The following is a 21,375-nucleotide window of genomic DNA, read 5'->3' as shown; positions in this document are numbered from 1 at the left end:
AATGCGCCACCCGAGACGCCACCGCACTGTCAACTCGCCAGCCTCTTGCCGACCTGCCACCGTCTTGCCGACCTGCCATTGTCCACCCGACCTGCCACCCCTCATGCACCTGGAAAATGGCAGGTCGGCGAGACGGTGGCAGCTCAGCGGCGGAGCGTGGAGGTACGTGGCGAGACGGGCGCGGATCGGCAGAACGGCAGCAGTGGCTCGCCCCGCCGGCTACCCCCGGGACTTCTCGATGAGCGTCTGGCGGGCCGGGTGCACGAGCTCGGGCTCCGTGATCAGGTCGTACCGCGTCGCGACCATCTGCATGACCGACGAGAAGTCGCGGCGGTTGCGGTTCATGCCGTACGAGAGCACCCCGAACAGCATGCCGAAGCCGGCACCGATCACCACCGCCGCGATGAACACGCCGAAGATCGCCGCGTTGTCGGGCTGGAAGATGAAGAGCAGCAGGCCGAGGAACAGACCGAGGTACGCGCCCGAGAGCGCTCCCATCAGTGCCACGCGCCCGTAGGTGAGCCGACCGGTCACCCGCTCGACGCTGCGCAGGTCGTTGCCGAGGATGCTGATCTGCTGCACGGGGAAGCTCGCGCGCGCGAGCACATCGACGGCGTGCTTCGCGTCTTCGTAGCGGTCGTAGGTCGAGATGATCTCGCCCTTCGGAAGCTCCGGCATCGGCATCTGGCGCCGGGAGTTGCCCGGGGTCGGTGTGCTCATGCGATCATTCTCCCACGGCGCGCTCCGGTTCTCCCTGCCCGTCGATTCCGCGGGCGGCGAACGACGACCGACACGCTTGCCCAGCTACACGCACAATCACGCGGCAGGAACCACCGGCACGACCACCTGCGGATACCCCGCCACCGGCAGCGCCCGCACCGACAGGTCGGCGAGCGACACGATGGTGAGTCCGTCCCACCCGGCATCCCGCGTGTTCCCGCCCGCCACGGCGGCATAGGCGTCCCCGCCAGCGTCCCGCCACACCGCCACCGTCTCGTGCGGCGGCGCGAGCGGCACCACCCGCTCGGCACCCGTGTCGAGGTTCAGGATCGAGAGGTTCGGTTCTCCCGTCGCGGTACCGAACGCCCCCGTGCCGACCGTCAGCAGCTCCCGCCCGGCGAGCGCCGTGCCGTGGGCGTGCGAGTTCGCCGCGCTCGGCACGGTCGTGACCGCACCCGTCCGCGGGTCGAGACGGGCGACCACGAGCCCCTGGTACGGCAGCAGGATCGTACCGTCGGCATCGACGGCCCCGTAGTGCGGCTTCTCCCAGGAGGCGAGCCCGCCCTCTGTGCCGAACGGCGCGACCGTGTGCGGCACCACCTCGAGCGACACGGCATCGACCACACTGATGGTGAACCCGTCGTGGTCCACCGTCGCCGCCCAGGAGCCGTCGGGGGCCACGAGCACGTCGAACGGTCGGGCGCCCACGGGCACCGACCCGACGAACACCGCGGTCGCGCCGGATCCGGCACCCCCGGCACCCCCGGCACCCCCGGCACCATCCGCACCGCCCGGCACCGCGTCGTAGATCTCCAATGTGTCGGCGCCGTCTCCGGTCGTCACGGCGACGTACACCCGGCTCCCATCGGGAGACACCGCCAGCCCGAGCCCGCCCGGTCGGTACTCCCCGCTCGAGATGCGCGGCGCGGGCCGGTCGTACGGCACCAGCGCGGTGCGGGATCCCGCCGCGAGGTCGACCACCGCCAGCCCCTCCGCGGTGGCCGCGTAGGCCGTCCCGCTCGCCGCGTGCACCCCCACGCCCCACGGCGCCGCGCCCACGTGAATGGTCTGCACGACCGCCGCCTCGTCGGGCAGCGCGGGGTCGATGACCGCGATCTCCGCAGCACGAGCGAGCGATGCGAGCAGCAGCACGGGCTCGGGGTCCGGTGTCACGGCGGGCTCGGGTGACGGGCTCGGTCGCGGCGTCGCACTCGGCTCGGGATCAGCCTCCGGCTCCGCCGCGCAGCCCACGAGCGCGATGCCGAGCATGATCGGCACCCCGAGCAGTGCCCGTCTCGTGAGTCCCGCTCGCCCTCCCCGATCCCCCGTCATGCCCCCAGTGTCCCCCGCGCCCCCTCAACACCGCCTGTACGCGGTGAGTTCACCTCCGTCTGGTCGGATTCGGCGGTTCGCGGCATGCGGGAGCGCTACCGTAGGGGTGTGAGTACTTCGAGAGTCTTCGTCGGGCGTCTCGCCGGACGCGGGGTGTTCGACCCCGTCGGCGACCGGATCGGCAAGGTCCGGGACGTCCTCATCGTCTACCGCGCCGCGAGCGCCCCGCGTGTCGTCGGCCTGATCGTCGAGATCCCGGGCAAACGTCGCGTCTTCGTGCCGATCAGCCGGGTCACCTCCATCGGCTCGGGTCAGGTCATCACCACCGGCCTCATCAACATCCGTCGCTTCGAGCAGCGCGGTGGCGAGACCCGCATGATCGCGGAGCTCATCGGACGAGAGGTGCAGGTCGCCGCCGCGCGGGACGCGCGCACCGACCGCGCGGGATCCGCCGCCGGCATGGCCAGGATCGAGGACGCGGCGATCGAGCGCGCCCGCACCGGCGAGTGGCTCGTGACGGAGCTCTTCGTCCGCTTCCCGAAGCCCGCCGCGCCCTTCAGCCGCGGCGATGCCCGCATCGTCCGGTGGGCGGAGGTGCAGCTGCCGAGCGAGCACACCGGCGCACAGTCCGCCGAGCTCCTGATCCAGACCATGGTCGATCTGAAACCCGCCGACCTCGCCGAGGCCCTACTCGAGCTGCCGCAGCCGCGCATGGTCGAGGTCGTGCAGGAGCTTCCCGATGAGCGCGTCGCCGATGCGCTCGAGGAGATGAGCGAGACCGACCAGTTGGCCCTGCTCGCGCAGATGCCGCCGGATCGCACCGCGGACGTGCTGGACCGGATGGAGCCGGACGACGCGGCCGACCTCATCGCCGCCCTGCCCGCGGCGAAGGGCGAGGAGCTCCTCGACCTGATGGAACCCGAGGAGGCCGAAGACGTGCGTCGCCTCCTCGAGTACGACGGCGACACGGCGGGCGGGCTCATGAGCCCGGCCCCCATCGTGCTGTCCGGAGAGTCGAGTGTCGCCGAGGGGCTCGCGATGATCCGGCGCGCCGAGATCCCTCCAGCGATGGCCTCCGCCGTCTACGTCACCCACCCGCCGTACGAGACCCCGACCGGCGAGTACCTCGGCATGGCGCACTTCCAGCGCATGCTCCGTTTCCCGCCCCACGAGCGTCTGTCCGCGCTCATCGACACCGAGATCGAGGCGGTCCCCGTGCAGGCGAGCGCCGCGGAGGTGTCGCGGCGGCTGGCGAGTTACGACATGGTGGCGATGCCCGTCGTCGATGACCAGAACCGGCTCGTCGGGGTGGTCACGGTCGACGACGTGCTCGACCATTTGCTGCCCGACGACTGGCGTCACGCCGACGACGAGCCCGGGGGTGCGTCGTGAGCTTCTTCACGCGCCGGGATCCCGGCTTCGACGCTCCGCTGGCCTCCGGCACCCGCGCCGCCCGGCCTGCCCGCGGCGGCGGCCGCGAGTCCAACCGGAACGAGCGCTTCGGCCGCTGGACCGAGAGCATCGCGCGCGGCATGGGCACCCCGTGGTTCCTGCTGATCCTCACGCTCATCAGTGTCGCCTGGCTCGCCTGGAACGGGTTCGGCCCCGAGGAGTGGCGGTTCGATTCCGCGGCGCTCGGCTTCACCGCGCTCACCCTGATCCTGTCGCTCCAGGCGTCGTACGCGGCGCCGATGATCCTGCTCGCCCAGAATCGTCAGGACGACCGCGACCGAGTGCAGATCGAGCAGGATCGCCAGCGCGCGGAACGCAATCTCGCCGACACGGAGTTCCTCGCGCGCGAGGTGGTCGCCCTGCGGCTCGCCATGAAGGACCTGCCCGACCGCGAGTTCGTGCGCGCCGAGCTCCGGGCGCTGCTCGCCGATCTCGAAGCCGAACGGGCGCCGGCGCTCCCGGAGCCGAGTGAGCCCGATGCCGATGCCGATGCACCCCCTGCGCTCGGCCCCCTCGACGCGCAGCCCGACCCCGCGGCGGCCCAGCGCGCGGCCGCCGCCGAGCCCGAGTGATGACGACGCCCGATATCCCGGCCGAGACCCGCGACCAGGCCGGGCCCCGCGAACGCCCGGTCTGGACCGAGCTCGACCGGGTGCGCGACCCCGAGATCCTGCGCCCCATCACCGAGCTCGGCATGGTCCGCGCCGTGCGCGTCGACGCTGAGGGCCGCGCGACCGTCTCGATCCTCCTCACGATCGCCGGCTGTCCTGCGGCCCGCCGGATCGAGGCCGACACCCGCGAGGCCGCCGCGGCGGCGGCGGGGGTGACCGAGGTCGACGTCGAGGTCGGCGTCATGACCCCCGCCGAGCGCCAGGCGTTCATCGCGCGCGTCCGCGGCGACCGCGGCACCCGCCCCCTGCAGTTCGGCCCCGATTCCCTCACGCGCGTCATCACCGTCACGAGCGGCAAGGGCGGCGTCGGCAAGTCCTCGCTCACCGCGGGTCTGGCTGTGTCCCTCGCCGCGGAGGGGCTGTCGGTCGGCCTCGTCGACGCGGACGTGTTCGGGTTCTCGATCCCGGGCATCCTCGGCCTCAGCAGCGAGGGCACCACCGTGCAGCCGACGCGCGTGGGCGACATGATCCTGCCCCCGGTCGCCCACGGCGTGAAAGTGATCTCGATCGGCATGTTCCTCGGCGAGCAGGATCCCCGCACCACGGCCGTGTCGTGGCGCGGCCCCATGCTCCACCGCACCATCGAGCAGTTCCTCCGCGACGTCTGGTTCGGCGACCTCGACGTGCTGCTCCTCGATCTGCCGCCCGGCACCGGCGACATCGCGATCAGCGTCGGCCAACTGCTGCCGCAGGCCGAGGTGCTCGTCGTCACGACCCCGCAGGAGGCCGCGGCCGACGTCGCGGTGCGCAGCGCCCTCGTCGCGCGGCAGACCGGCCAGCGCGTCATCGGCGTCGTCGAGAACATGGCCGGCCTCGTGCAGCCCGACGGTTCGGTGGTCGATGTCTTCGGCACGGGCGGCGGCGCCCTCGTCGCGGAGCGGCTGAGCGACGCGGAGCACGGCGCGGTGCCGCTCCTCGGCAGCGTCCCGCTGAGTCCGCCGTTCCGGATCGCCGGCGACGCGGGCACCCCCGCGGTACTGGCCGCGCCCGACGACCCGGCAGCGGCCGAGGTCGTGCGGATCGCGGCTCAGCTGGCCCGCGGCGGTCGCGGGCTCGCGGGCCGTTCGCTCGCGGTCACACCTCGCTGATCGGCCGGGGCTTGCTGAAGAGGAAGCCCTGGAACGCGTCGACCCCGAGCTCGGCGAGCCGCTGGAACTGCGGCTCCGTCTCGACGCCCTCGGCGACGACGTGCAGGCCGAAGGCGCGGCCGAGCTGCACGATCATGGTGATCACGGCGGCCGTCTGCGCATTGTCGACGACCGTGTCGACGAACGACTGGTCGATCTTGAGCTGCTGCACCGGCAGTTGGCGCAAATAGCTCAGCGAGGAGTACCCGGTGCCGAAGTCGTCGAGCGACGTCAGCACGCCGTCGGCCCGGAGCAGCGAGAGGAGCCGGATCGTGCGGTCGAGGTCCGTGTTGAGCACACTCTCGGTGAGCTCGAACTTGAGCTTGCCCGCCGGAACGCCGTAGTGGTCCATGCGGTCACGCACCTGCTCGGCGAAGTCGCGCTCGCGCAGCTGCCGCTCGCTCAGATTGACCGACAGCGTGAGGTGCTGCGTCGCCGGATCCCGGGCCCACACGGCGAGCTGCCGACAGGCCTGGTCGAGCACCCACTCCCCGATCTCGATGATCATGCCGGTCTGCTCGGCGAGCGGGATGAACTCGTCCGGCGGGATCAGCCCGCGCTCCGGACTGCGCCACCGGATCAGGCCCTCCTCGCCGAGCACTCGCCGGTGCCGATCCACGATCGGCTGCGCGAACAGGCGGAGCTCCCCGCGCTCGATCCCGCGCCGCAGCTCCGAGACGAGCTGCACGCGCTCGCGCGCGTCGTCGAGCATGCTGCGCTGGAAGTGGCGGAGACGACGGTGCCCGCCGCTCTGCCGCGCCCGTTTACGGGCGATCTCCGCGCTGTTCACGACGATCGCGGGGTCATCGGTGCCGACGAACGCACCGAGGATGTAGCGGGGCGATCCCGTGTCCTCGCTCACGACGGGATCCGCGGGGACCGTGCTCCCGTCGGCCCAGAGCACCGATCCGATGCTCACCGACGCGTCGACCACGACCCCGTCGCCGAGGTCCACCGGCCCGCTGAGCGCGGCGTGGAGCTCCTCCATCACCTCGCGGCAGCGCGCGCCGGCCACGCGCTCCTCGCCGAGATCGACGAGCAGGAGTCCGAAGACGCCGGAGCCGAGTCGGGCGATGGCGGCGATCGGGTGATCGAGCTGCAGGATCCGCGTTGCGACGCTCTGCAGCAGGAGCTCGCCCGCCTCGAATCCGAACGCATCGTTCACGACGGAGAGCTCGTCGACACTCACCGTGACGAATCCGCAGAAGCCCGGCGCGCGGTGCTCGACGGCTCGCAGCATCGCCGCGAGCATCGCCGCGCGGTTCGGCAAGCCCGTGACCGCGTCCACGTAGGCGAGGCGCCGCACCTGCTCCTCGGCCAGGTGGCGTCGAGTCTCCTCGACCCGGATCGAGACGTAGCGCTCCGGGGTGCCGTCGTCGCCGAGGATCGGCGCGATGAGCGTCTCCACCCAGTACTCGCTGCCGTCCTTCGCGCGATTGCAGATCACGCCGCGCCAGGATTCACCGCGCCGGATCGTCCGCCACATCTCGGCGAAGAACTCCGGATCGTGGTGCCCCGAGTTCACGACCGCGTGCGTCCGCCCGACGAGTTCCGATCGGGGGTACTGCGAGACCTCGCAGAACCGGTCGTTCGCGTGGAGGATCACACCGCGTCGGTCCGTGACCGACACCAGCGCGTGGGAGTTGAGCGCCGCGAAGATGTCCGCGACCAGGCGCCGGGCGGAATCGCCGCCGAGGTCGGCGAGCCGGGTGTCGCTCACACGACCGCTCCGGGAATCACGTGGCTTCCTCGTCGAAGCGCAGCCCGGCTGCGGGATCGGCGCCGGACTCCGTTGCTCCCGCGGCGGCCACCGCGCCCGCGGCGACGGCTGCGCCGGCTACCCCCGCCGCGGCTCCGGCCGTCCCCGCCGCCGCGCCGCCGATCCGCCGGGACTTCGCCGCGTCTGAGGCCTTCGCCCGTTGCGCGGCCGACCGCGCCTCCTGCTCGTCCTCCAGCAGCGCATCGCGGATGATCCGGCGCGGGTCGTACTGCCGCGGATCGAGCTGCCGCCAGTCGACCTCGTCGAACTCCGGACCCATCTCGTCTTTCAAGCGCTCCTTCGCACCCTCGGACATGCGCCGGATGCTGCGCACCAGTTCACCGAGCTTCTTGGCGTAGACGGGCAGCCGATCGGGGCCGATGACAAACATGGCGATCACCATGATCACCAGAATCTTGTCTATCGTGAGGCCCATCTCCCCCATCGTAGTCCTCGGCGAGTGAATCGTGATGTCTCCCGTCGCCCTGATTTCTGCCGGGGCCACGCGTGTGCGCGGGCTCACCGGGGCGCGGGCCCGTACGCTTAGGGTGCGCGGTGCCCGCCGCAGCTGAACCCCCGGAGGAGAACGTGAGCAAGCTCGAACGCAATTGGCAGTACGCCGAACAGTATCCGGGCGAGACCGACGCCCAGGTGCGCGCGCGCCGACTCTCGCTCGAGCTCGGGATCGAACCCGTCAGCCGGTCCATCGCGGCGCAGCTCTCCGGGCTCACGGCGCTCAGTCGCGCCCGGGCGATCTGCGAGGTCGGAACGGGCGTCGGCGTCAGCGGACTGTCGCTGCTGCGGCACGTCGACGACGCGACCCTGACGTCGATCGAGATCGAGGCCGAGCATCTCCGCGAGGCGCGCACGGTGTTCGCTGAGGCGGGCATCCCGGCCGCGCGCCTGCGTCTGATCGAGGGCGACGCGCTGCACGTGCTGCCGCGACTGAACCTCGGCTCCTACGACCTCGTGCTGCTCGACGCGAACCCGACGCAGCTGCTCGACTACTTCGAGCACGCCCTCGGCATCGTCCGCCCCGGAGGCTGCGTCGTGGTTCCCGGAGCCTTCTCGCACGGGCGGGTGCCGGATCCCGCCGCCCGCGACGAGGCCACGCAGGCCATGCGCGACCTGCTCGCGCTCGTCGCCGAGTCCAGTGCCATCGCGTCCATGCTCTCCCCCGCCGGCGACGGGGTGCTCACCCTGGTGAGACTCGACGACTGATACCTCTGCCCTGACGTTCGCACGCTTCGCGGAGAACGCTGAAGGGGCCCCGCTTCCGCGGGGCCCCTTCAGCTCTGAACAGCGTCAGCTGCACTCGATGATCGAATGCCTATCCGTCGAGCACGGCGGCGAGCACGTCGCGGAGCTCACCGGCCTCCTGGTCGTTCACGGACACCACCAGGCGTCCACCACCCTCGAGCGGCACACGCACGACGATCACCCGGCTTTCACGCACCGCCTCCATGGGTCCATCCCCAGTCCTCGGTTTCATTGCAGCCATGGCGCCTCCTCGCAAGTTTGGTCGTTCGTTCCCATTATCCGCTAGCCGAGGGCTTCAGCGAAATCCCAACACGCTATATTGCGCCCGACAACCACGCCCGGAGCGCCTCCGCACCGGCCGTGATCTGGTCCACGGGAACGGATTCGTCGTCCGCGTGCGCGAGCAGCGCATTGCCCGGTCCGAAGTTGACGGCGGGGATCCCGAGCGCTGAAAAGCGGGAGACGTCCGTCCACCCGAGCTTCGCCGTCGGCGTCTGTCCCACGGCGGCGACGAAGCGCTGCGCGAGGGGGGCTTCGAGACCGGGGCGAGCCCCGGGTGAGAGATCGACGATCTCGACCACGTCGGCGTCGGCGAAGAACGCCCGCACGAACGCCTCGGCCTCGTCGGTGCTCCGGCTCGGGGCGAAGCGGTAGTTCACCTCGAAGCTGCAGCGATCCGGGATCACGTTGCCCGCGACCCCGCCCTCGATGCGGACGGCGTTGAGCCCCTCGCGGTACTCGAGCCCGTCGACCGCCACCCGCTCCGGCTCGAAAGCGGCGAGCCGCTCGAGCAGCTCGCCCGCACGATGGATCGCGTTCCGCCCCATCCAACTGCGGGCCGAGTGCGCCCGCGTGCCGTGCAGCTCGATCCGCGCCCGGAGGGTGCCGTTGCAGCCGCCCTCGATCGTGCCGTTCGAGGGCTCGCCGAGGATCGCGAAGTCCGCCTCGAAGAGCTCGGGGTGCTGGCGCATGGCGCGGCCGAGACCGCTCAGCTCCGAGGCGACCTCCTCGTGGTCGTACCAGACCCAGGTGAGGTCCACGGTCGGGGCCACGAGCTCGACCGCGAGCACCAGCTGCACCGCCACCCCGGCCTTCATGTCCACGGTGCCGCGCCCCCAGAGCATCGCGGCGCCGGTCTCCGGGTCGATCCGATCCTGGACCGGCAGGTTCTCGTTGATGGGCACCGTGTCGAGGTGCCCGGCGATCGCGACACGGCGGTCGCGCCCGAGCTCGGTGCGGGCGATGATCGTGTCGCCATCCCGCATCACGGTGAGGTGCGGGGCGTGCGCGGCCAGCATCGCCTCGACGGCATCTGCGATGGCGCGTTCGTCGCCCGAGACGGAGGGGATGTTGCAGAGCTGCCGGGTGAGCTCGACGGGGCCTGCTGCGGGATCGAGGGGTGCGGGTGCTGCGGAAGTCACACAGACCAGCCTAGGGGGTCCGCCCCGATACGATAGAGCGTATGACTGACTCTCGCTTCGCCTGGTCCGCAGGACTCGCCACCGTCGCCGTCGACTCCCCCGGAGCCGCCGACGGCGTCACCCTCGACGCCTGGTTCCCCGCGCCCGAGCTCGGCGCCCGTCCGGCGGACCGCGATCCGTGGATCGCGCCGGCCGAACTCGCGGGACTCACCGGCGCCGATGAGCGCCGCGGGGTCGAGGTGCGCTTCGTCGACATCGAGATCGACCTCGATGCGGCCCCGGCGAGCACCGAGGACGCGTACCTGCGCCTCCACCTGCTCTCGCACTGCCTCGTGGCCCCGAACTCGATCAACTTGGACGGCATCTTCGCTCAGCTCCCGAACGTCGCCTGGACGACCGCGGGCCCCATGCGTCCCGAGGTCTACGCGTCGCGCCTCCCCGCGCTGAAGCGTGCGGGCATCACCGCGGTGGGCCTCGACAAGTTCCCCCGGCTCACCGACTACGTCGTGCCGGCGGGGGTGCGCATCGCGGACGCCTCGCGCGTGCGCCTCGGCGCGCACCTCGCGCCGGGCACGACGGTCATGCACGAGGGCTTCGTGAACTTCAACGCGGGCACCCTCGGCGCATCGATGGTCGAGGGCCGCATCTCGCAGGGTGTCGTCGTCGGCGACGGCTCGGACATCGGCGGCGGCGCCTCCATCATGGGGACGCTCTCAGGCGGCGGTGCGCAGCGCATCACGATCGGGCAGCGCGCCCTGCTCGGCGCGAACTCGGGCATCGGCATCTCGATCGGCGACGACAGCGTCGTGGAGGCGGGACTCTACGTGACCGCCGGCACGAAGGTGGTGCTCCCCAAGGGCACGAGCGACTCCGCGGGCGAGCCGGTCGAGGTGAAGGCGCTCGAGCTCTCCGGGGTGGAGAAGCTCCTGTTCCGCCGCAACTCCCGCACGGGTGCGGTCGAGGTGCTGCCCCGCGAGGGATCCGGCATCGTACTGAACGCCGCACTGCACGCGTAGGCGGGGCGAGCCCGGGCTCCGTCGGCCCGGGCTCCGTCGGCCCGGGCTCCGTCGGCCCGGGCTCCGTCAGGCCAACGTCTTCCGCTAGCCCTGCGCGACGACGCGGGCGAACAGCTCCGGAGCACGGCGATCGAAGATCGCTGCTCCCCAGCGGATCCCGATCCAGCACACCACCGCGCCGTTCACGATCCCGACCGCGAGGGTCGTCCAGATCAGCCAGGGCGCGCCCGTGACCCCGGCGGCGATCGTGAAGCCGATGGTGGGGAGCGAGAGCAGCGCGAGCGAGCCGTAGGAGCCCGCCATGCCGACCATGCTCAGCACGCCGGCGCCCGGCTTCGACGCGAAGGGGTTCTCCCCCGAGGCCGGGACGGGCATGACGAACAGCGCGGAGCACACGCTCGCAACGCCGAAGCCGCCGAGCGTCACCGCGGCGACGAGGCCGAGCAGAGTGGGCAGCTGGTCGAACCGCCCCACGATCGCGGTCGTGACGAGGGCGACGAGCAGGATCACAGGCACCCCCACGATCGCGTTCGCCCAGATCCGCCCGAGCCGATCGTCGATCCCGCGCACCCCTCGCAGCACGTGGGCGCTGAACGCCGTGCCGTCGTAGGAGATGTCCGCGAAGGTGCTCAGCGAGATGAGCACGGCGACGAGCACGGTGGAGCCGGGGAGGAGGATCGGCGCGCCGGTGGTCGCGGACACGAACCCGAACACCACCGGCATCACGAGCACAACGATGAGGCTCTGCAGGTAGCGCGGGTCGCGCAGCCAGTAGGTCAGCGCGCGGGCGGCCACCGCGCCGCGGGGCGTCGCCGGGAACCGCGCGAACCACCCGGCGCCGGCGCGTCCCGACGCACGGGATCCTCCGGCGGAGGTGCCCAGGTTCGAGAGGAAGAGCCTGCGCCAGGCGAGGCCGAGCACGACCGGGGTGGCGAGGGCGATGAGTGCCTGTGCGGCGGCCTGCAGCCAGTGGCCCTCTGCGAGTCCGGCGGGCACGGCCCAAACGGCGCCGAGCGGCGTCCACCCGAATCCGGCTGCGATCGCGGGGAGGCGCTCGGCGAGCGTCGCGACCCCCGCACCGATGCCGGTGAAGATCGGGCCGAGCAGCACGAGCACGAGGATGAGCAGGCCGCCCATCACCTCGCGGAACCGGCGGCTCGCGGAGAGTCGCGAGAGCGCGGTGATCACCAGCTGGCAGGCCAGCACGGCCGTGATCGCGCCGACGGGGGCGAGCAGCAGCGCGACGACGAACGCGCCCGGCGAGCGGAGCCACACGACCGCGCTCGTGAGGGAGACGAGCAGTGTCACGAGGCCGGGGATCCCGAGCAGGCTCGCGGCGGCGATGCCGGTCAGCTGCAGGTTCGGCGAGATCGGGATGCCGACGAGCCGCGCCGGATCCAGGGTCCGATCCATGCCCGAGGTGACGATGGGCCCCACCATCCAGCCGAGCAGCACGACCGAACCGCCGAGCACCAGAGCGGTGCGCGCGAGCTCGGTCGGGGCGAACGAGAGCCCGACCAGCGCGATCACGAGGGCCGCGAGGAGACCCAGCGCGTAGAGGCCGCCCACGATCGCGCCCACGAGCTGCATCGGGTGACGGCGGAGCGTATTCCACATCACCGCGAAGCGGAGCCGCACGAGCACCCGCACGCGCGCGACGCCGCTGGTGCGCGCCGCGGTGGCGCCGACCAAACCGAGCCGGCCGGGTTCGAGCACCCCGCCCGGGGTCAGGACTGGTTCAACCACGTCGGTCCCTGCAGGTGCTGACGCCCCCCGACCAGCTCGACGAAGCGGTCCTCGAGCGTCGAAGCGCCGCGCACGTCGTCGACGGTGCCCGCGGCGAGGACATGACCCTGCGCGATGACGGCGACGTGGTCGCACATCCGCTGCACGAGGTCCATCGAGTGGCTCGACACGATCACCGTGCCGCCGCCGCGCACGAACCCCTGCAGGATGTCGCGGATGTTCGCCGCAGAGACGGGATCGACCGACTCGAACGGTTCGTCGAGCACCAGGAGCCGCGGCGCGTGCACGAGGGCGCAGGCCAGCGCGATCTTCTTGGTCATGCCCGCGGAGTAGTCGACGACCAGGGTGGTACCCGCACCCGTGAGGTCGAGCATGGTGAGCAGGTCCTGGCAGCGCCGCGCGACGGTTTCCGCATCGAGGCCGGCGAGCAGGCCGTGGTAGGTGATGAGCTGCTCCCCGGTGAGCCGGTCGAAGAGCTTCACCCCGTCGGCCAGCACTCCGACGAGCTGCTTCGCCTCCGTCGGGTGCTGCCAGACGTCGACGCCCGAGATGAGTGCCTGACCGGCATCCGGCCGCAGCAGGCCGGTGGCCATCGACAGGGTCGTGGTCTTGCCGGCGCCGTTCGGGCCGACGAGGCCGGTGCAGGATCCGGTCGGGATCGACAGGGAGATCCCGTCGACCGCGACCTTCTCGCCGAAGCGCTTGCCGAGCGCGCGGAGCTCGAGCGCGGGCGCCGCGGCGTCCACGAGGTCTCCCACTGTGCGATCCCACATCAGCGCTCCAGGTGGCGCTCCGGGCTGCCGATGTACAGCTGCTGCGGGCGGCCGATCTTGGTCTGGGGATCTTCGCGGGCCTCGCGCCACTGCGCGATCCAGCCGGGCAGACGACCGATGGCGAAGAGCACCGTGAACATCCGCGTCGGGAAGCCCATGGCCTTGTAGATGACGCCGGTGTAGAAGTCGACGTTCGGGTAGAGCTTGCGCTCCTTGAAGTAGTCGTCCTCGAGTGCGATCTGCTCGAGCTCCTGCGCGAGGTCGAGCAGCGGATCGTTGACGCCGAGCTCCTGGAGCACCTTGGCGGCGCTGTCCTTGACGATCCGCGCCCGCGGGTCGTAGTTCTTGTAGACGCGGTGCCCGAAGCCCATGAGCTTCACCCCGTCCTCCTTGCGCTTCACCTTCTCGACGAAGGTCTCCACGCTCTGCCCCGAGTCGCGGATCTGCGCGAGCATGGAGAGCACCGCTTCGTTGGCACCGCCGTGGAGGGGTCCCGAGAGGGCGTTGATCCCCGCGGAGACGGACGAGAACATGTTCGCGCCGGTCGATCCGACGAGGCGCACGGTCGAGGTCGAAGCGTTCTGCTCGTGGTCGGCGTGCAGGATGAGGAGCTTGTCGAGCGCGTCGACGAGCACGGGATTCATCTCGTACTTCTCGGCCTTGTTGCCGAAGTTGAGGCGCAGGAAGTTCTCGACGAAGCCGAGCTCGTTGTCGGGGTACAGGAAGGCCTGGCCGATCGACTTCTTGTGAGCGTAGGCCGCGAGCACCGGCAGCTTGGCGAGCAGGCGGATCGTGTTCACCTTCACGAACTCGGGCACCGCGGTGTCGAGCGAGCTCTCGTAGTAGGTCGACATCGTCTGCAGGCCGCCCGAGAGCACCGCCATCGGGTGCGCGGTGTGCGGTACGCCCTCGAAGTAGTAGCGCATGTCCTCGTGGAGGAGCGTGTGGCGACGGATCTCGCCATCGAACTCCGCGAGCTGCTCGGGGGTCGGGAGCTCCCCGTAGATCAGGAGGTAGGAGACCTCGAGAAAGGAGGACTGCTGGGCGAGCTCCTCGATCGGGTAGCCGCGGTAGCGCAGGATTCCCTGGTCGCCGTCGATGTACGTGATGGCCGACTTCGTCGACGCCGTGTTCACGAACCCGTAGTCGAGCGCCGTGTAGCCGCTCTGCTTGGTGAGCGTGCTGACGTCGATCGCCGAGGCGCCGTCGACGGCCTGGGTAATCGGGAACTCAGCACTGCCGCCGGGGAATGTCAGCTTCGCTGCCGCGGGCGCCTGGCCGTGAGTCGATTCGGTCACGTCGTCTCCTCGTGGGGGTCTCATGCTGGCGAGCGTCGGGTACGACACCGCCATTCCTACACCATATCGGCTCGCGGGGAGCACCAGGTCGCACTGCCGTTCAGACGCGTGCACCACCTAGAGTATCTTGACGTCGAGCAAAAAGTCGATTCAGCGGGTCCCCCGGCGGGTGCGCGGCAGGGCGCGGCACTCTCGCCCGAGATCCGGCCCCGCACGGGCCCCTCGCGACTACCTCTCGCACCCCCGAGGGGCGCGGGATCAGCAGGAACCACGCCCGCTCAGCGGGAGGCGGCGATCCGTGCGGCGGCCTCGGCGACGTGCGCGTCGCTCGCCGTCAGCGCGAGCCGCACGTGCTGCGGCGCGTCGTCGCCGTAGAAGTGCCCCGGCCCGACCACGATCCCGAGCCGCGCGAACGCTTCGACGCTCTGCCAGGCGTCCTCACCCCGCGTCGCCCAGAGGTAGAGCCCCGCCTCGCTGCCGTCGACGCGATAGCCCGCCGACACGAGCGCAGGTCTCAGCAGCTCGCGCCGCGCCCGGTACAGCGCCCGCTGCTCGTCCACGTGCGCTTCGTCCTGGAGCGCGGCGACCATGGCGGCCTGCACGGGTGCCGGCTGCATGAGCCCGGCATGCTTGCGCACCGTCAGCAGGGAGTCGATGAGCGCGGGATCGCCACCGATGAACGCCGCGCGGTACCCGGCCAGGTTGGACTGCTTGCTCAGGGAGTACACGCTGAGCACCCCCCGGTGATCGTCGCCGACCACCCGCGGGTCGAGGATCGACGGAATCGCCTCGCGATCCCACGGCGCATCCCAGCCGAACTCGGCGTAGCACTCGTCCCCGGCGATCACCGCGCCGAGCTCACGCGCCCGGACGACCGCAGCGCGGAGCGCCTCCACCCCGAGCACCCGCCCGTCGGGGTTCGAGGGCGAGTTCAGCCACACGAGCCGGGTGTGCTCCGGCCACTCCGCAGGGTCGTCCGAGGCGATCGCGTCGGCGCCCGCCATCGCGGCACCCATCGCGTAGCTCGGGTAGGCGATGCGCGGGAAGACCACGGCGTCCCCCTCCCCGAGACCGAGCAGGAACGGGAGCAGGGCGACGAGTTCCTTCGAGCCGACGGTGGGGAGCACGGCCTCGGGCGCCAAGGTCACGCCGCGACGACGGGAGAACCACTCGGCGATGGCCTCGCGCAGGCGCGGGGTCCCCGCGGTCGCCGGGTAGGCGTGCGCGTCGGTCGCGGCGGCGAGCGCCTCACAAACGCTCTGCGGCGAGGGATCGACCGGCGAACCGATCGACACGTTGATCGGCCCGTCGGGGTGTTGCCCGGCCAGCGCGACATAGGGCGCCATGGCGTCCCACGGGTAGTCGGGCAGCGGCCCCCGCACGGGCTACTCCCCCTGCGGCGGAAGCGCCGCGATGATCGGGTGGTCGAAGGCGTACTCGCCGACCTTCGCCGCGCCGCCGGGCGACCCGATCTCGTCGAAGAACTCGACGTTCGCCTTGTAGTAGTCGGACCACTCTTCCGGCAGGTCGTCCTCGTAGTAGATCGCCTCGACGGGGCAGACCGGTTCGCAGGCGCCGCAGTCGACGCACTCGTCGGGGTGGATGTAGAGCGATCGTTCACCCTCGTAGATGCAATCGACCGGACACTCGTCCACGCACGCGCGATCCTTCACGTCCACACACGGAAGTGCGATCACATAGGTCACGACGCCCCACCCCTCATTTCCTCTGGTGATGCCGCGGCCGCAGCCGCTTCAGAACGTCTCCATCCTACTCTCGGCGACCGGGCCCCGGCTGCACGCCGACCGGGCGACGCCGACCGGGCCGAGGTCAGCCGGCGGCGGGCCGGGTCGGGATCGAGGTCGTGACGACGGGCACCTCCGTGATGAGGTCGGGGATGACCCCGGTGTCGCCCTCGCGCGGCAGGATCGCAGCCGACAGCCCCCGGAAATCTCCGAGGTCGGGCCCCTGGTCCGCGAGCGCCACGGTGGTCGTCGATCCCGGAGCGATCTCGACCGCCTCGCCCCGCACGCTGACGTGCACCGCGTCGTCACCGGCGTCGAGCGTGAACTGGATGGCGTCCGGCACCAGCCGAACGCCGATCCTCGAGCCGTGCCACTGAAGCGAGAACTCGAGCGCATTCCAGTGCGCGGGCAGTCGCGGATCGAAGCGGAGCGTGCGTCCCGCGTCCCGCATTCCGGCGAACCCCTGCACCAGGGTCATCCACACGCCGCCCGTCGAGGCGATGTGCACGCCGTCGGAGGAGTTCTGATGCAGGTTGTCGAGATCCACGCGGAGCGCGTGTGTGAAGTAGCGGTAGGCGAGATCCCGATACCCGACCTCGGCGGCGATGATGGCCTGCACCACCGCCGACAGCGTGGAGTCCCCGGTGGTGAGCGCGTCGTAGTACTCGAAGTCGCGCAGTTTCTCATCGCGGCTGAACTCGTCGCTCGCGAGCAGCAGGGCGAGCACGACGTCGGTCTGCTTGATGACCTGGAAGCGGTAGATCACCAGCGGGTGGAAGTGCAGCAGGAGCGGCTTCTGCTCGGGGGGCGTCGCCGCCAGGTCCCACACCTCGCGCTCCAGGAAGTGCGCGTCCTGGGGGTGGATCCCGATCTCCTCGGAGTACGGGATGCACATCGCCTCGGCCGCACGCTCCCACGACGCGATCTCCTCCTCGTCGAGGTGCACCCGGTGGGCGAGCGCCGCGTACGCCTCGGGCGCCTCCGCCCGCAGCCGCCGCACCGCGCGGGCGGCGAAGCGCAGATTGAAGCGCGCCATGACATTGGTGAACAGGTTGTCGTTCACCACGGTCGTGTACTCGTCCGGGCCCGTGACGCCGTGAATGTGGAAGCTTCGTCCGCCGTCGCGGTCGGAACGCCAGAACCCGAGGCTGCGCCACAGGCGCGCCGTCTCGACCGGGATGTCGGCGACCTCCGACAGCATGAACTCCAGGTCGTTCGTCGCGGCGAGGTACCGTGCGAGCGCGTAGGTGATGTCGGCGTTGATGTGGAACGCCGCCGTGCCCGCGGCGTAATAGGCGCTCGCCTCCTCACCGCTGATGGTGCGCCACGGGAAGAGCGCGCCGTCCTCGTTCAGCATGATGGCGCGCTGCCGGGCCTGGGGCAGCATCCGCTCCCGCGCGCGAAGCGCATTGCGAGCCCAGAGCGGGCTCGTGTAGGTGAGGAACGGGAGCACGTAGATCTCCGAGTCCCAGAAGTAGTGCCCGCCGTAGCCCGATCCGGTCAACCCCTTCGCGGAGATCCCGCGGCCGTCGGCCCGCGCCGAGGCCTGGGCCAGCTGGAACAGATTCCAGCGGATCGCCTGCTGCACCCCGGGCTCGGCCTCGACGCGCACGTCGCTGCGCTCCCAGAACGCGTCCAGGAACTGCCGCTGCCGCTGCCAACGGTCCCCCGGAGCCTCGGCCGCCGCCTTGTCGAGCGTGTGCACGCACCGATCGATGAGCTCGGACAGCGCGGCGGTCGCGGACGAGTGGTAGGCGACCGTCTTCACAAGGTGTACCGTCTGACCGGCACGCGCCGTGCCCTGGAAGGTGTGCCGCACGCGGTCCTCCGAGGACTCGACGCGGCGGTGCCAGGTGCCGCCGTCGGCGGATGAGAAGTCGTGATCGACACCGACCCCGAGCCCCATGCGGGAGTCGCGCACCCGGAAACTCACGACGCTGCGGTCGTCGTCGCCGTGCGACGGCCCCGCGTCCAGCACCCGCTCCTCCGGCTGCTCGCTCTTCCGGGGATCCGGCAGCCCGACGGGGGTCGGGACCTCGGCCTGCACCCGCCCGACGTCCTGCCGATTGATGAGCAGGCTGCTCACGGTCAGCTCCGCATCGGCGTCGAGCACGGTGATGCGCATCTCCAGCGTCGCCATGTGGCGCGAGTCGAAGGAGACCATGCGCCGGGTCTCGACCCGCACGCGCTTACCCGTCGGGCTCAGCCAGAGCAGCGACCGGACGAGCGTGCCGTTGCGCAGATCGAGCGTGCGCTCGACGTCGAGGATGTCCGAGGACTCGAGGTTCAGGCGCTCGTCGTCGACGTAGATCCGGATCGTCTTCGTGTCGGGGGCGTTCACGATCGTCTGCCCGTGTTCTGCGAAACCGTAGGCGTTCTCCGCGTGGCGGATGCGCCAGGTCTCGTGCAACCCGTTCACAAAGGTGCCGTGACTGCCGAGCGGCAGGCCCTCCTCGTGGTTCCCGCGGAATCCGAGGTAGCCGTTGCCGAGGGAGAACAGCGTCTCGTCTTCACCGGCGAGCGTGGGATCGATACCGCGGACGACGAGTCGCCAGGGATCGTCGCCGAACTCGCGATGCAGGTCCGCGACCTGCGCGTCGAAGGGTTCCGGGCTCATGCCACCAGCTCCTCGAGATCCTGCACCACGATGTGGGCCCCGGCGTCGCTGAGCGCCGCCGCGCCCGCGCCGCGATCCACGCCGACCACACACGCGAACCCACCGGCGCGGCCCGCCGCGATCCCCGAGGCCGCGTCCTCCAGCACAACACTGCGCGCGGGGTCGACCGACAGCAGCTGCGCCGCGCGCAGGAAGGTGTCGGGCGCGGGCTTCCCGGGCAGGTGCTCCCGAGCCGCAACCTCGCCGTCCACGACCACCCGGAAGCGGTCGCGCAGCCCCGCCGCGCGCAGCACAGCCTCCGCGTTGCGCGAGCTCGAGACGACGCCGAGCATCGCACCGAGCGCGTCCAAGCGATCGAGGAGGCGTAGTGTTCCGGGGTATGCGGCGATGCCGTCGCGCTCCAGCACCTCGGTGAACACCCGGTTCTTGCGGTGGCCGATGCCCCGCACCGTGTCGAGTCCGTCATCGAGATCGGACCCCTCGGGCAGCACGATGCCGCGCGTCGCGAGCAGCACCTCCACCCCCGCGAAGCGCGGCCGACCGTCGAGCGACGCGAAGTAGTCCGCGTCGACGTACGGGGCCACGGCCCGAGCGGAGAAGACCTCGGCGAAGGTTTCCGCCCACGCCCGTCGGTGCACCTCGACCGTGGGGGTGATGACCCCGTCGAGGTCGAACAGGTAGGCGTCGTAGTCGGTCAGGTGAAGGGGCTGCACGGAAGCTGGCGTCACCCCTCCAGGCTAGTCAGATCCCGGGGCGCCGCGGTAGCCGAGGGTCGTGTTCCGAGGCACCGCACCGAGAATTCTCGGCTGCTTGCCACACTCCGTTCATCTGGCGTGCTCCGCCGTGAGCGTCACGACGATGACCGCCCAGCTCCCCGCGACCAGGAACGGAGCGAACGGGAGTCCCTCGGATACCGTCGACGGGGGTGGCGCGGCAGGAACCGCCGAACACGGAGCCCGGGCCCTCGCACGGCGCACGCACCGACTCGTGAGCGCTGCGAGTCCGGCACCCAGCCACGCGAGTGCACCGCCCCACGCCGCCGCCATCGCACCCCCGGAGTGCCCGAGCAGCGTCCCGAGGAGGAGCGCGAGCTTCACGTCTCCACCCCCGAGTCCGCCGAGCAGCGCAAGCGCGAGGTGCACCCCCGCGAGCCCCGCGCCCGCGCCGAGGGCCATCGCGAGCGCTTCCGGGAAGCCCGGCGGGTCACCCGGCGCATTAGCCCGCGCCGAGAGCGCGAGCAGCAGCGGCACCGCGACGCACGCCGGGACGACCGAGCGATTCGGGATCCGGCGCCACCGCACATCCGAGCGCACCGCAACGGCCGAGACGATGCCGCCCCACGCGATGGCGAGGAACTGCAGGAGCACGGGATCCGGGAGCATACGACCAGCCTGGCCGCACCGCACGGATCCCGCCGTGGGTTTCCACAGGCAGCGTTCGACCCCGGTCAGCGCCTGTGGAGAACCTACCCGCAGACTCAGGCGATCGCAGACGCAGGCGCCCGCAGACTCAGGCGTTCGCAGACTCAGGCGTTCGGCGTGACCTCGGTGCCGATCCCGCGCTCCGTGAAGATCTCGAGGAGCACCGAGTGCGGCTCGCGTCCGTCGATGATCGCGGCCTTGCTCACCCCGCCTTCGACGGCGTCGAGGCATGCCCGCATCTTCGGGATCATGCCGGACTCGAGGCTCGGCAGCATGCCCTCCAGCTCGCTCGCCGTGATCGAGGAGACGAGCGAATCGCGATCGGGCCAGTTGGCGTAGAGCCCGGCCACGTCGGTGAGGATCACGAGCTTCTCCGCGCCGAGCGCCGTGGCGAGCGCGCTCGCAGCCGCGTCCGCGTTGATGTTCAGGGAGTCCCCGGGCCGATCCATATCGGGCGCGATCGACGACACCACGGGGATGAGCCCGGCGTCGAGGAGCGCGAGCACGGGGTCGGTGCGCACGCCGACCACATCACCGACGAGCCCGAGATCGACGAGCTCTCCGTCGACGTCGATCGGCGGACGACGTCGGCCGATGAACAGCCCGGCGTCCTCGCCCGTCGTACCCGCCGCGAGCGGCCCGTGCGCGTTGATCTCGTCGACCAGCTCGGGGTTCACCTTGCCGGTCAGCACCATGCGCACGACCTCCATCGTCTCCGGAGTCGTCACGCGATAGCCGCCCTTGAACTCGCTCTCGATCCCGAGCCGCGCGAGCATGGCGTTGATCTGGGGGCCACCGCCATGCACCACGACCGGGCGGATACCGGTGTGCCGCAGGTAGACGACGTCCTCGGCGAACGCGCGCATGAGCGCGTCATCGACCATGGCGTTGCCGCCGAATTTGATCACCATGATGGCGTCGCGGAACTTCTTCAGCCACGGCAGCGACTCGATCAGGACCTCGGCCTTGGCCGCGGCCTGCTCGTGGGCGAGGCGGTGAGTGGTGGTGGTCATGGAG

Annotated in this window: 20 protein-coding genes; 5 read left to right on the top strand and 15 right to left on the bottom strand. The window is 71.0% G+C overall.

Going from position 1 to position 21,375, the window contains the following annotated elements; translation table 11 throughout:
* Nucleotides 1-219: 219 nt before the first annotated feature.
* Complete coding sequence (locus MUN76_RS00870) at nt 220-720, bottom strand: YflT domain-containing protein (protein ID WP_244686329.1); 501 nt, start codon at nt 718-720, stop codon at nt 220-222.
* A gap of 96 nt (nt 721-816) precedes the next feature.
* Nucleotides 817-2,052 carry a YncE family protein gene (locus tag MUN76_RS00865; protein WP_244686327.1) on the bottom strand — a complete coding sequence of 412 codons (1,236 nt, stop codon included), beginning with the start codon at nt 2,050-2,052 and terminating at the stop codon, nt 817-819.
* Nucleotides 2,053-2,160: 108 nt separating this feature from the next.
* Here MUN76_RS00865 and MUN76_RS00860 point away from each other — a divergent pair, with 108 nt between their 5' ends.
* Genes MUN76_RS00860 through MUN76_RS00850 form a run of 3 tightly spaced genes read left to right on the top strand, consistent with a single transcriptional unit; the run spans nt 2,161 to nt 5,263 of the window.
* Nucleotides 2,161-3,444 (top strand): magnesium transporter MgtE N-terminal domain-containing protein, encoded by a 1,284-nt coding sequence (locus MUN76_RS00860; protein ID WP_244686326.1) that lies wholly within the window; start codon nt 2,161-2,163, stop codon nt 3,442-3,444.
* Nucleotides 3,441-4,076, top strand: coding sequence for a DUF1003 domain-containing protein (locus MUN76_RS00855; protein ID WP_244686324.1), 636 nt, complete (start codon nt 3,441-3,443; stop codon nt 4,074-4,076). The genes MUN76_RS00860 and MUN76_RS00855 overlap by 4 nt, the downstream gene beginning before the upstream one ends.
* On the top strand, nt 4,076-5,263 hold the full coding sequence (locus MUN76_RS00850; RefSeq protein ID WP_244686322.1) for a P-loop NTPase: 1,188 nt from the start codon (nt 4,076-4,078) through the stop codon (nt 5,261-5,263). The genes MUN76_RS00855 and MUN76_RS00850 overlap by 1 nt, the downstream gene beginning before the upstream one ends.
* On the opposite strand, the gene MUN76_RS00845 is transcribed toward MUN76_RS00850, so the two are convergent.
* Complete coding sequence (locus tag MUN76_RS00845; RefSeq protein WP_244686320.1) at nt 5,250-7,022, bottom strand: putative bifunctional diguanylate cyclase/phosphodiesterase; 1,773 nt, start codon at nt 7,020-7,022, stop codon at nt 5,250-5,252. The genes MUN76_RS00850 and MUN76_RS00845 overlap by 14 nt on opposite strands.
* A 16-nt stretch (nt 7,023-7,038) precedes the next feature.
* Nucleotides 7,039-7,497, bottom strand: coding sequence for a twin-arginine translocase TatA/TatE family subunit (locus MUN76_RS00840; RefSeq protein ID WP_244686318.1), 459 nt, complete (start codon nt 7,495-7,497; stop codon nt 7,039-7,041).
* A 152-nt stretch (nt 7,498-7,649) separates the two neighbouring features.
* Between MUN76_RS00840 and MUN76_RS00835 the strand changes: the two genes are divergently transcribed.
* The gene (locus tag MUN76_RS00835; protein ID WP_244686316.1) at nt 7,650-8,282 is read left to right on the top strand and encodes an O-methyltransferase; all 633 of its coding nucleotides are present in this window, start codon (nt 7,650-7,652) and stop codon (nt 8,280-8,282) included.
* 109 nt (nt 8,283-8,391) lie between these two features.
* Here MUN76_RS00835 and MUN76_RS00830 read toward each other — a convergent pair whose 3' ends face one another.
* Both MUN76_RS00830 and dapE read right to left on the bottom strand, forming a co-directional pair.
* The gene (locus MUN76_RS00830; RefSeq protein WP_244686314.1) at nt 8,392-8,562 is read right to left on the bottom strand and encodes a DUF3117 domain-containing protein; all 171 of its coding nucleotides are present in this window, start codon (nt 8,560-8,562) and stop codon (nt 8,392-8,394) included.
* 73 nt (nt 8,563-8,635) lie between these two features.
* Nucleotides 8,636-9,742: a succinyl-diaminopimelate desuccinylase gene (gene dapE / locus MUN76_RS00825; RefSeq protein WP_244686312.1), complete on the bottom strand. Its 1,107-nt coding sequence runs from the start codon at nt 9,740-9,742 to the stop codon at nt 8,636-8,638.
* A gap of 41 nt (nt 9,743-9,783) precedes the next feature.
* On the opposite strand from dapE, the gene dapD reads away from it, so the two are divergent.
* Nucleotides 9,784-10,758 (top strand): 2,3,4,5-tetrahydropyridine-2,6-dicarboxylate N-succinyltransferase, encoded by a 975-nt coding sequence (gene dapD / locus MUN76_RS00820; RefSeq protein ID WP_244686310.1) that lies wholly within the window; start codon nt 9,784-9,786, stop codon nt 10,756-10,758.
* Nucleotides 10,759-10,842: 84 nt separating this feature from the next.
* Here the strand turns inward: dapD and MUN76_RS00815 are convergent, their stop codons facing one another.
* From MUN76_RS00815 to argB, 9 genes are all read right to left on the bottom strand, one after another.
* On the bottom strand, nt 10,843-12,504 hold the full coding sequence (locus tag MUN76_RS00815) for a transporter (protein WP_244686308.1): 1,662 nt from the start codon (nt 12,502-12,504) through the stop codon (nt 10,843-10,845).
* Nucleotides 12,486-13,277, bottom strand: a complete 792-nt coding sequence (locus tag MUN76_RS00810) for an ABC transporter ATP-binding protein (protein ID WP_244686306.1) — start codon at nt 13,275-13,277, stop codon at nt 12,486-12,488. The genes MUN76_RS00815 and MUN76_RS00810 overlap by 19 nt, the downstream gene beginning before the upstream one ends.
* A complete protein-coding gene (locus tag MUN76_RS00805; protein WP_244686304.1) occupies nt 13,277-14,575 on the bottom strand; it encodes a citrate synthase in 1,299 nt (432 codons plus the stop codon). Before MUN76_RS00805 ends, MUN76_RS00810 begins: the two co-directional genes overlap by 1 nt.
* A gap of 278 nt (nt 14,576-14,853) precedes the next feature.
* On the bottom strand, nt 14,854-15,957 hold the full coding sequence (gene dapC / locus MUN76_RS00800; protein WP_256451795.1) for a succinyldiaminopimelate transaminase: 1,104 nt from the start codon (nt 15,955-15,957) through the stop codon (nt 14,854-14,856).
* A 3-nt stretch (nt 15,958-15,960) separates the two neighbouring features.
* Entirely contained in the window at nt 15,961-16,281 is a 321-nt protein-coding gene (gene fdxA, locus MUN76_RS00795) for a ferredoxin (RefSeq protein WP_244686302.1), read from the bottom strand.
* A gap of 124 nt (nt 16,282-16,405) precedes the next feature.
* The gene (locus MUN76_RS00790) at nt 16,406-18,937 is read right to left on the bottom strand and encodes a glycoside hydrolase family 65 protein (RefSeq protein WP_244686300.1); all 2,532 of its coding nucleotides are present in this window, start codon (nt 18,935-18,937) and stop codon (nt 16,406-16,408) included.
* Nucleotides 18,934-19,665 carry an HAD family hydrolase gene (locus MUN76_RS00785; protein WP_244686299.1) on the bottom strand — a complete coding sequence of 244 codons (732 nt, stop codon included), beginning with the start codon at nt 19,663-19,665 and terminating at the stop codon, nt 18,934-18,936. The genes MUN76_RS00790 and MUN76_RS00785 overlap by 4 nt, the downstream gene beginning before the upstream one ends.
* A 96-nt stretch (nt 19,666-19,761) precedes the next feature.
* Entirely contained in the window at nt 19,762-20,319 is a 558-nt protein-coding gene (locus MUN76_RS00780) for a prepilin peptidase (RefSeq protein ID WP_244686297.1), read from the bottom strand.
* Between the two features lie 143 nt (nt 20,320-20,462).
* Nucleotides 20,463-21,371, bottom strand: a complete 909-nt coding sequence (gene argB, locus MUN76_RS00775; protein WP_244686295.1) for an acetylglutamate kinase — start codon at nt 21,369-21,371, stop codon at nt 20,463-20,465.
* Nucleotides 21,372-21,375 lie beyond the last annotated feature (4 nt).

The organism is Leucobacter rhizosphaerae, from assembly GCF_022919175.1.
Taxonomy (GTDB): domain Bacteria; phylum Actinomycetota; class Actinomycetes; order Actinomycetales; family Microbacteriaceae; genus Leucobacter; species Leucobacter rhizosphaerae.
Note: the sequence above shows the minus strand (reverse complement) of the source record. Positions and strands in the feature narration are given on the sequence as shown.

Coding starts and splice junctions, on each gene's coding strand:
- MUN76_RS00870 (WP_244686329.1), bottom strand. CDS start 720: ATGAGCACACCGACCCCGGGCAACTCCCGGCGCCAGATGCCGATGCCG.
- MUN76_RS00865 (WP_244686327.1), bottom strand. CDS start 2,052: ATGACGGGGGATCGGGGAGGGCGAGCGGGACTCACGAGACGGGCACTG.
- MUN76_RS00850 (WP_244686322.1), top strand. CDS start 4,076: ATGACGACGCCCGATATCCCGGCCGAGACCCGCGACCAGGCCGGGCCC.
- MUN76_RS00840 (WP_244686318.1), bottom strand. CDS start 7,497: ATGGGCCTCACGATAGACAAGATTCTGGTGATCATGGTGATCGCCATG.
- MUN76_RS00830 (WP_244686314.1), bottom strand. CDS start 8,562: ATGGCTGCAATGAAACCGAGGACTGGGGATGGACCCATGGAGGCGGTG.
- dapD (WP_244686310.1), top strand. CDS start 9,784: ATGACTGACTCTCGCTTCGCCTGGTCCGCAGGACTCGCCACCGTCGCC.
- MUN76_RS00810 (WP_244686306.1), bottom strand. CDS start 13,277: ATGTGGGATCGCACAGTGGGAGACCTCGTGGACGCCGCGGCGCCCGCG.
- MUN76_RS00790 (WP_244686300.1), bottom strand. CDS start 18,937: ATGAGCCCGGAACCCTTCGACGCGCAGGTCGCGGACCTGCATCGCGAG.
- MUN76_RS00780 (WP_244686297.1), bottom strand. CDS start 20,319: ATGCTCCCGGATCCCGTGCTCCTGCAGTTCCTCGCCATCGCGTGGGGC.
- argB (WP_244686295.1), bottom strand. CDS start 21,371: ATGACCACCACCACTCACCGCCTCGCCCACGAGCAGGCCGCGGCCAAG.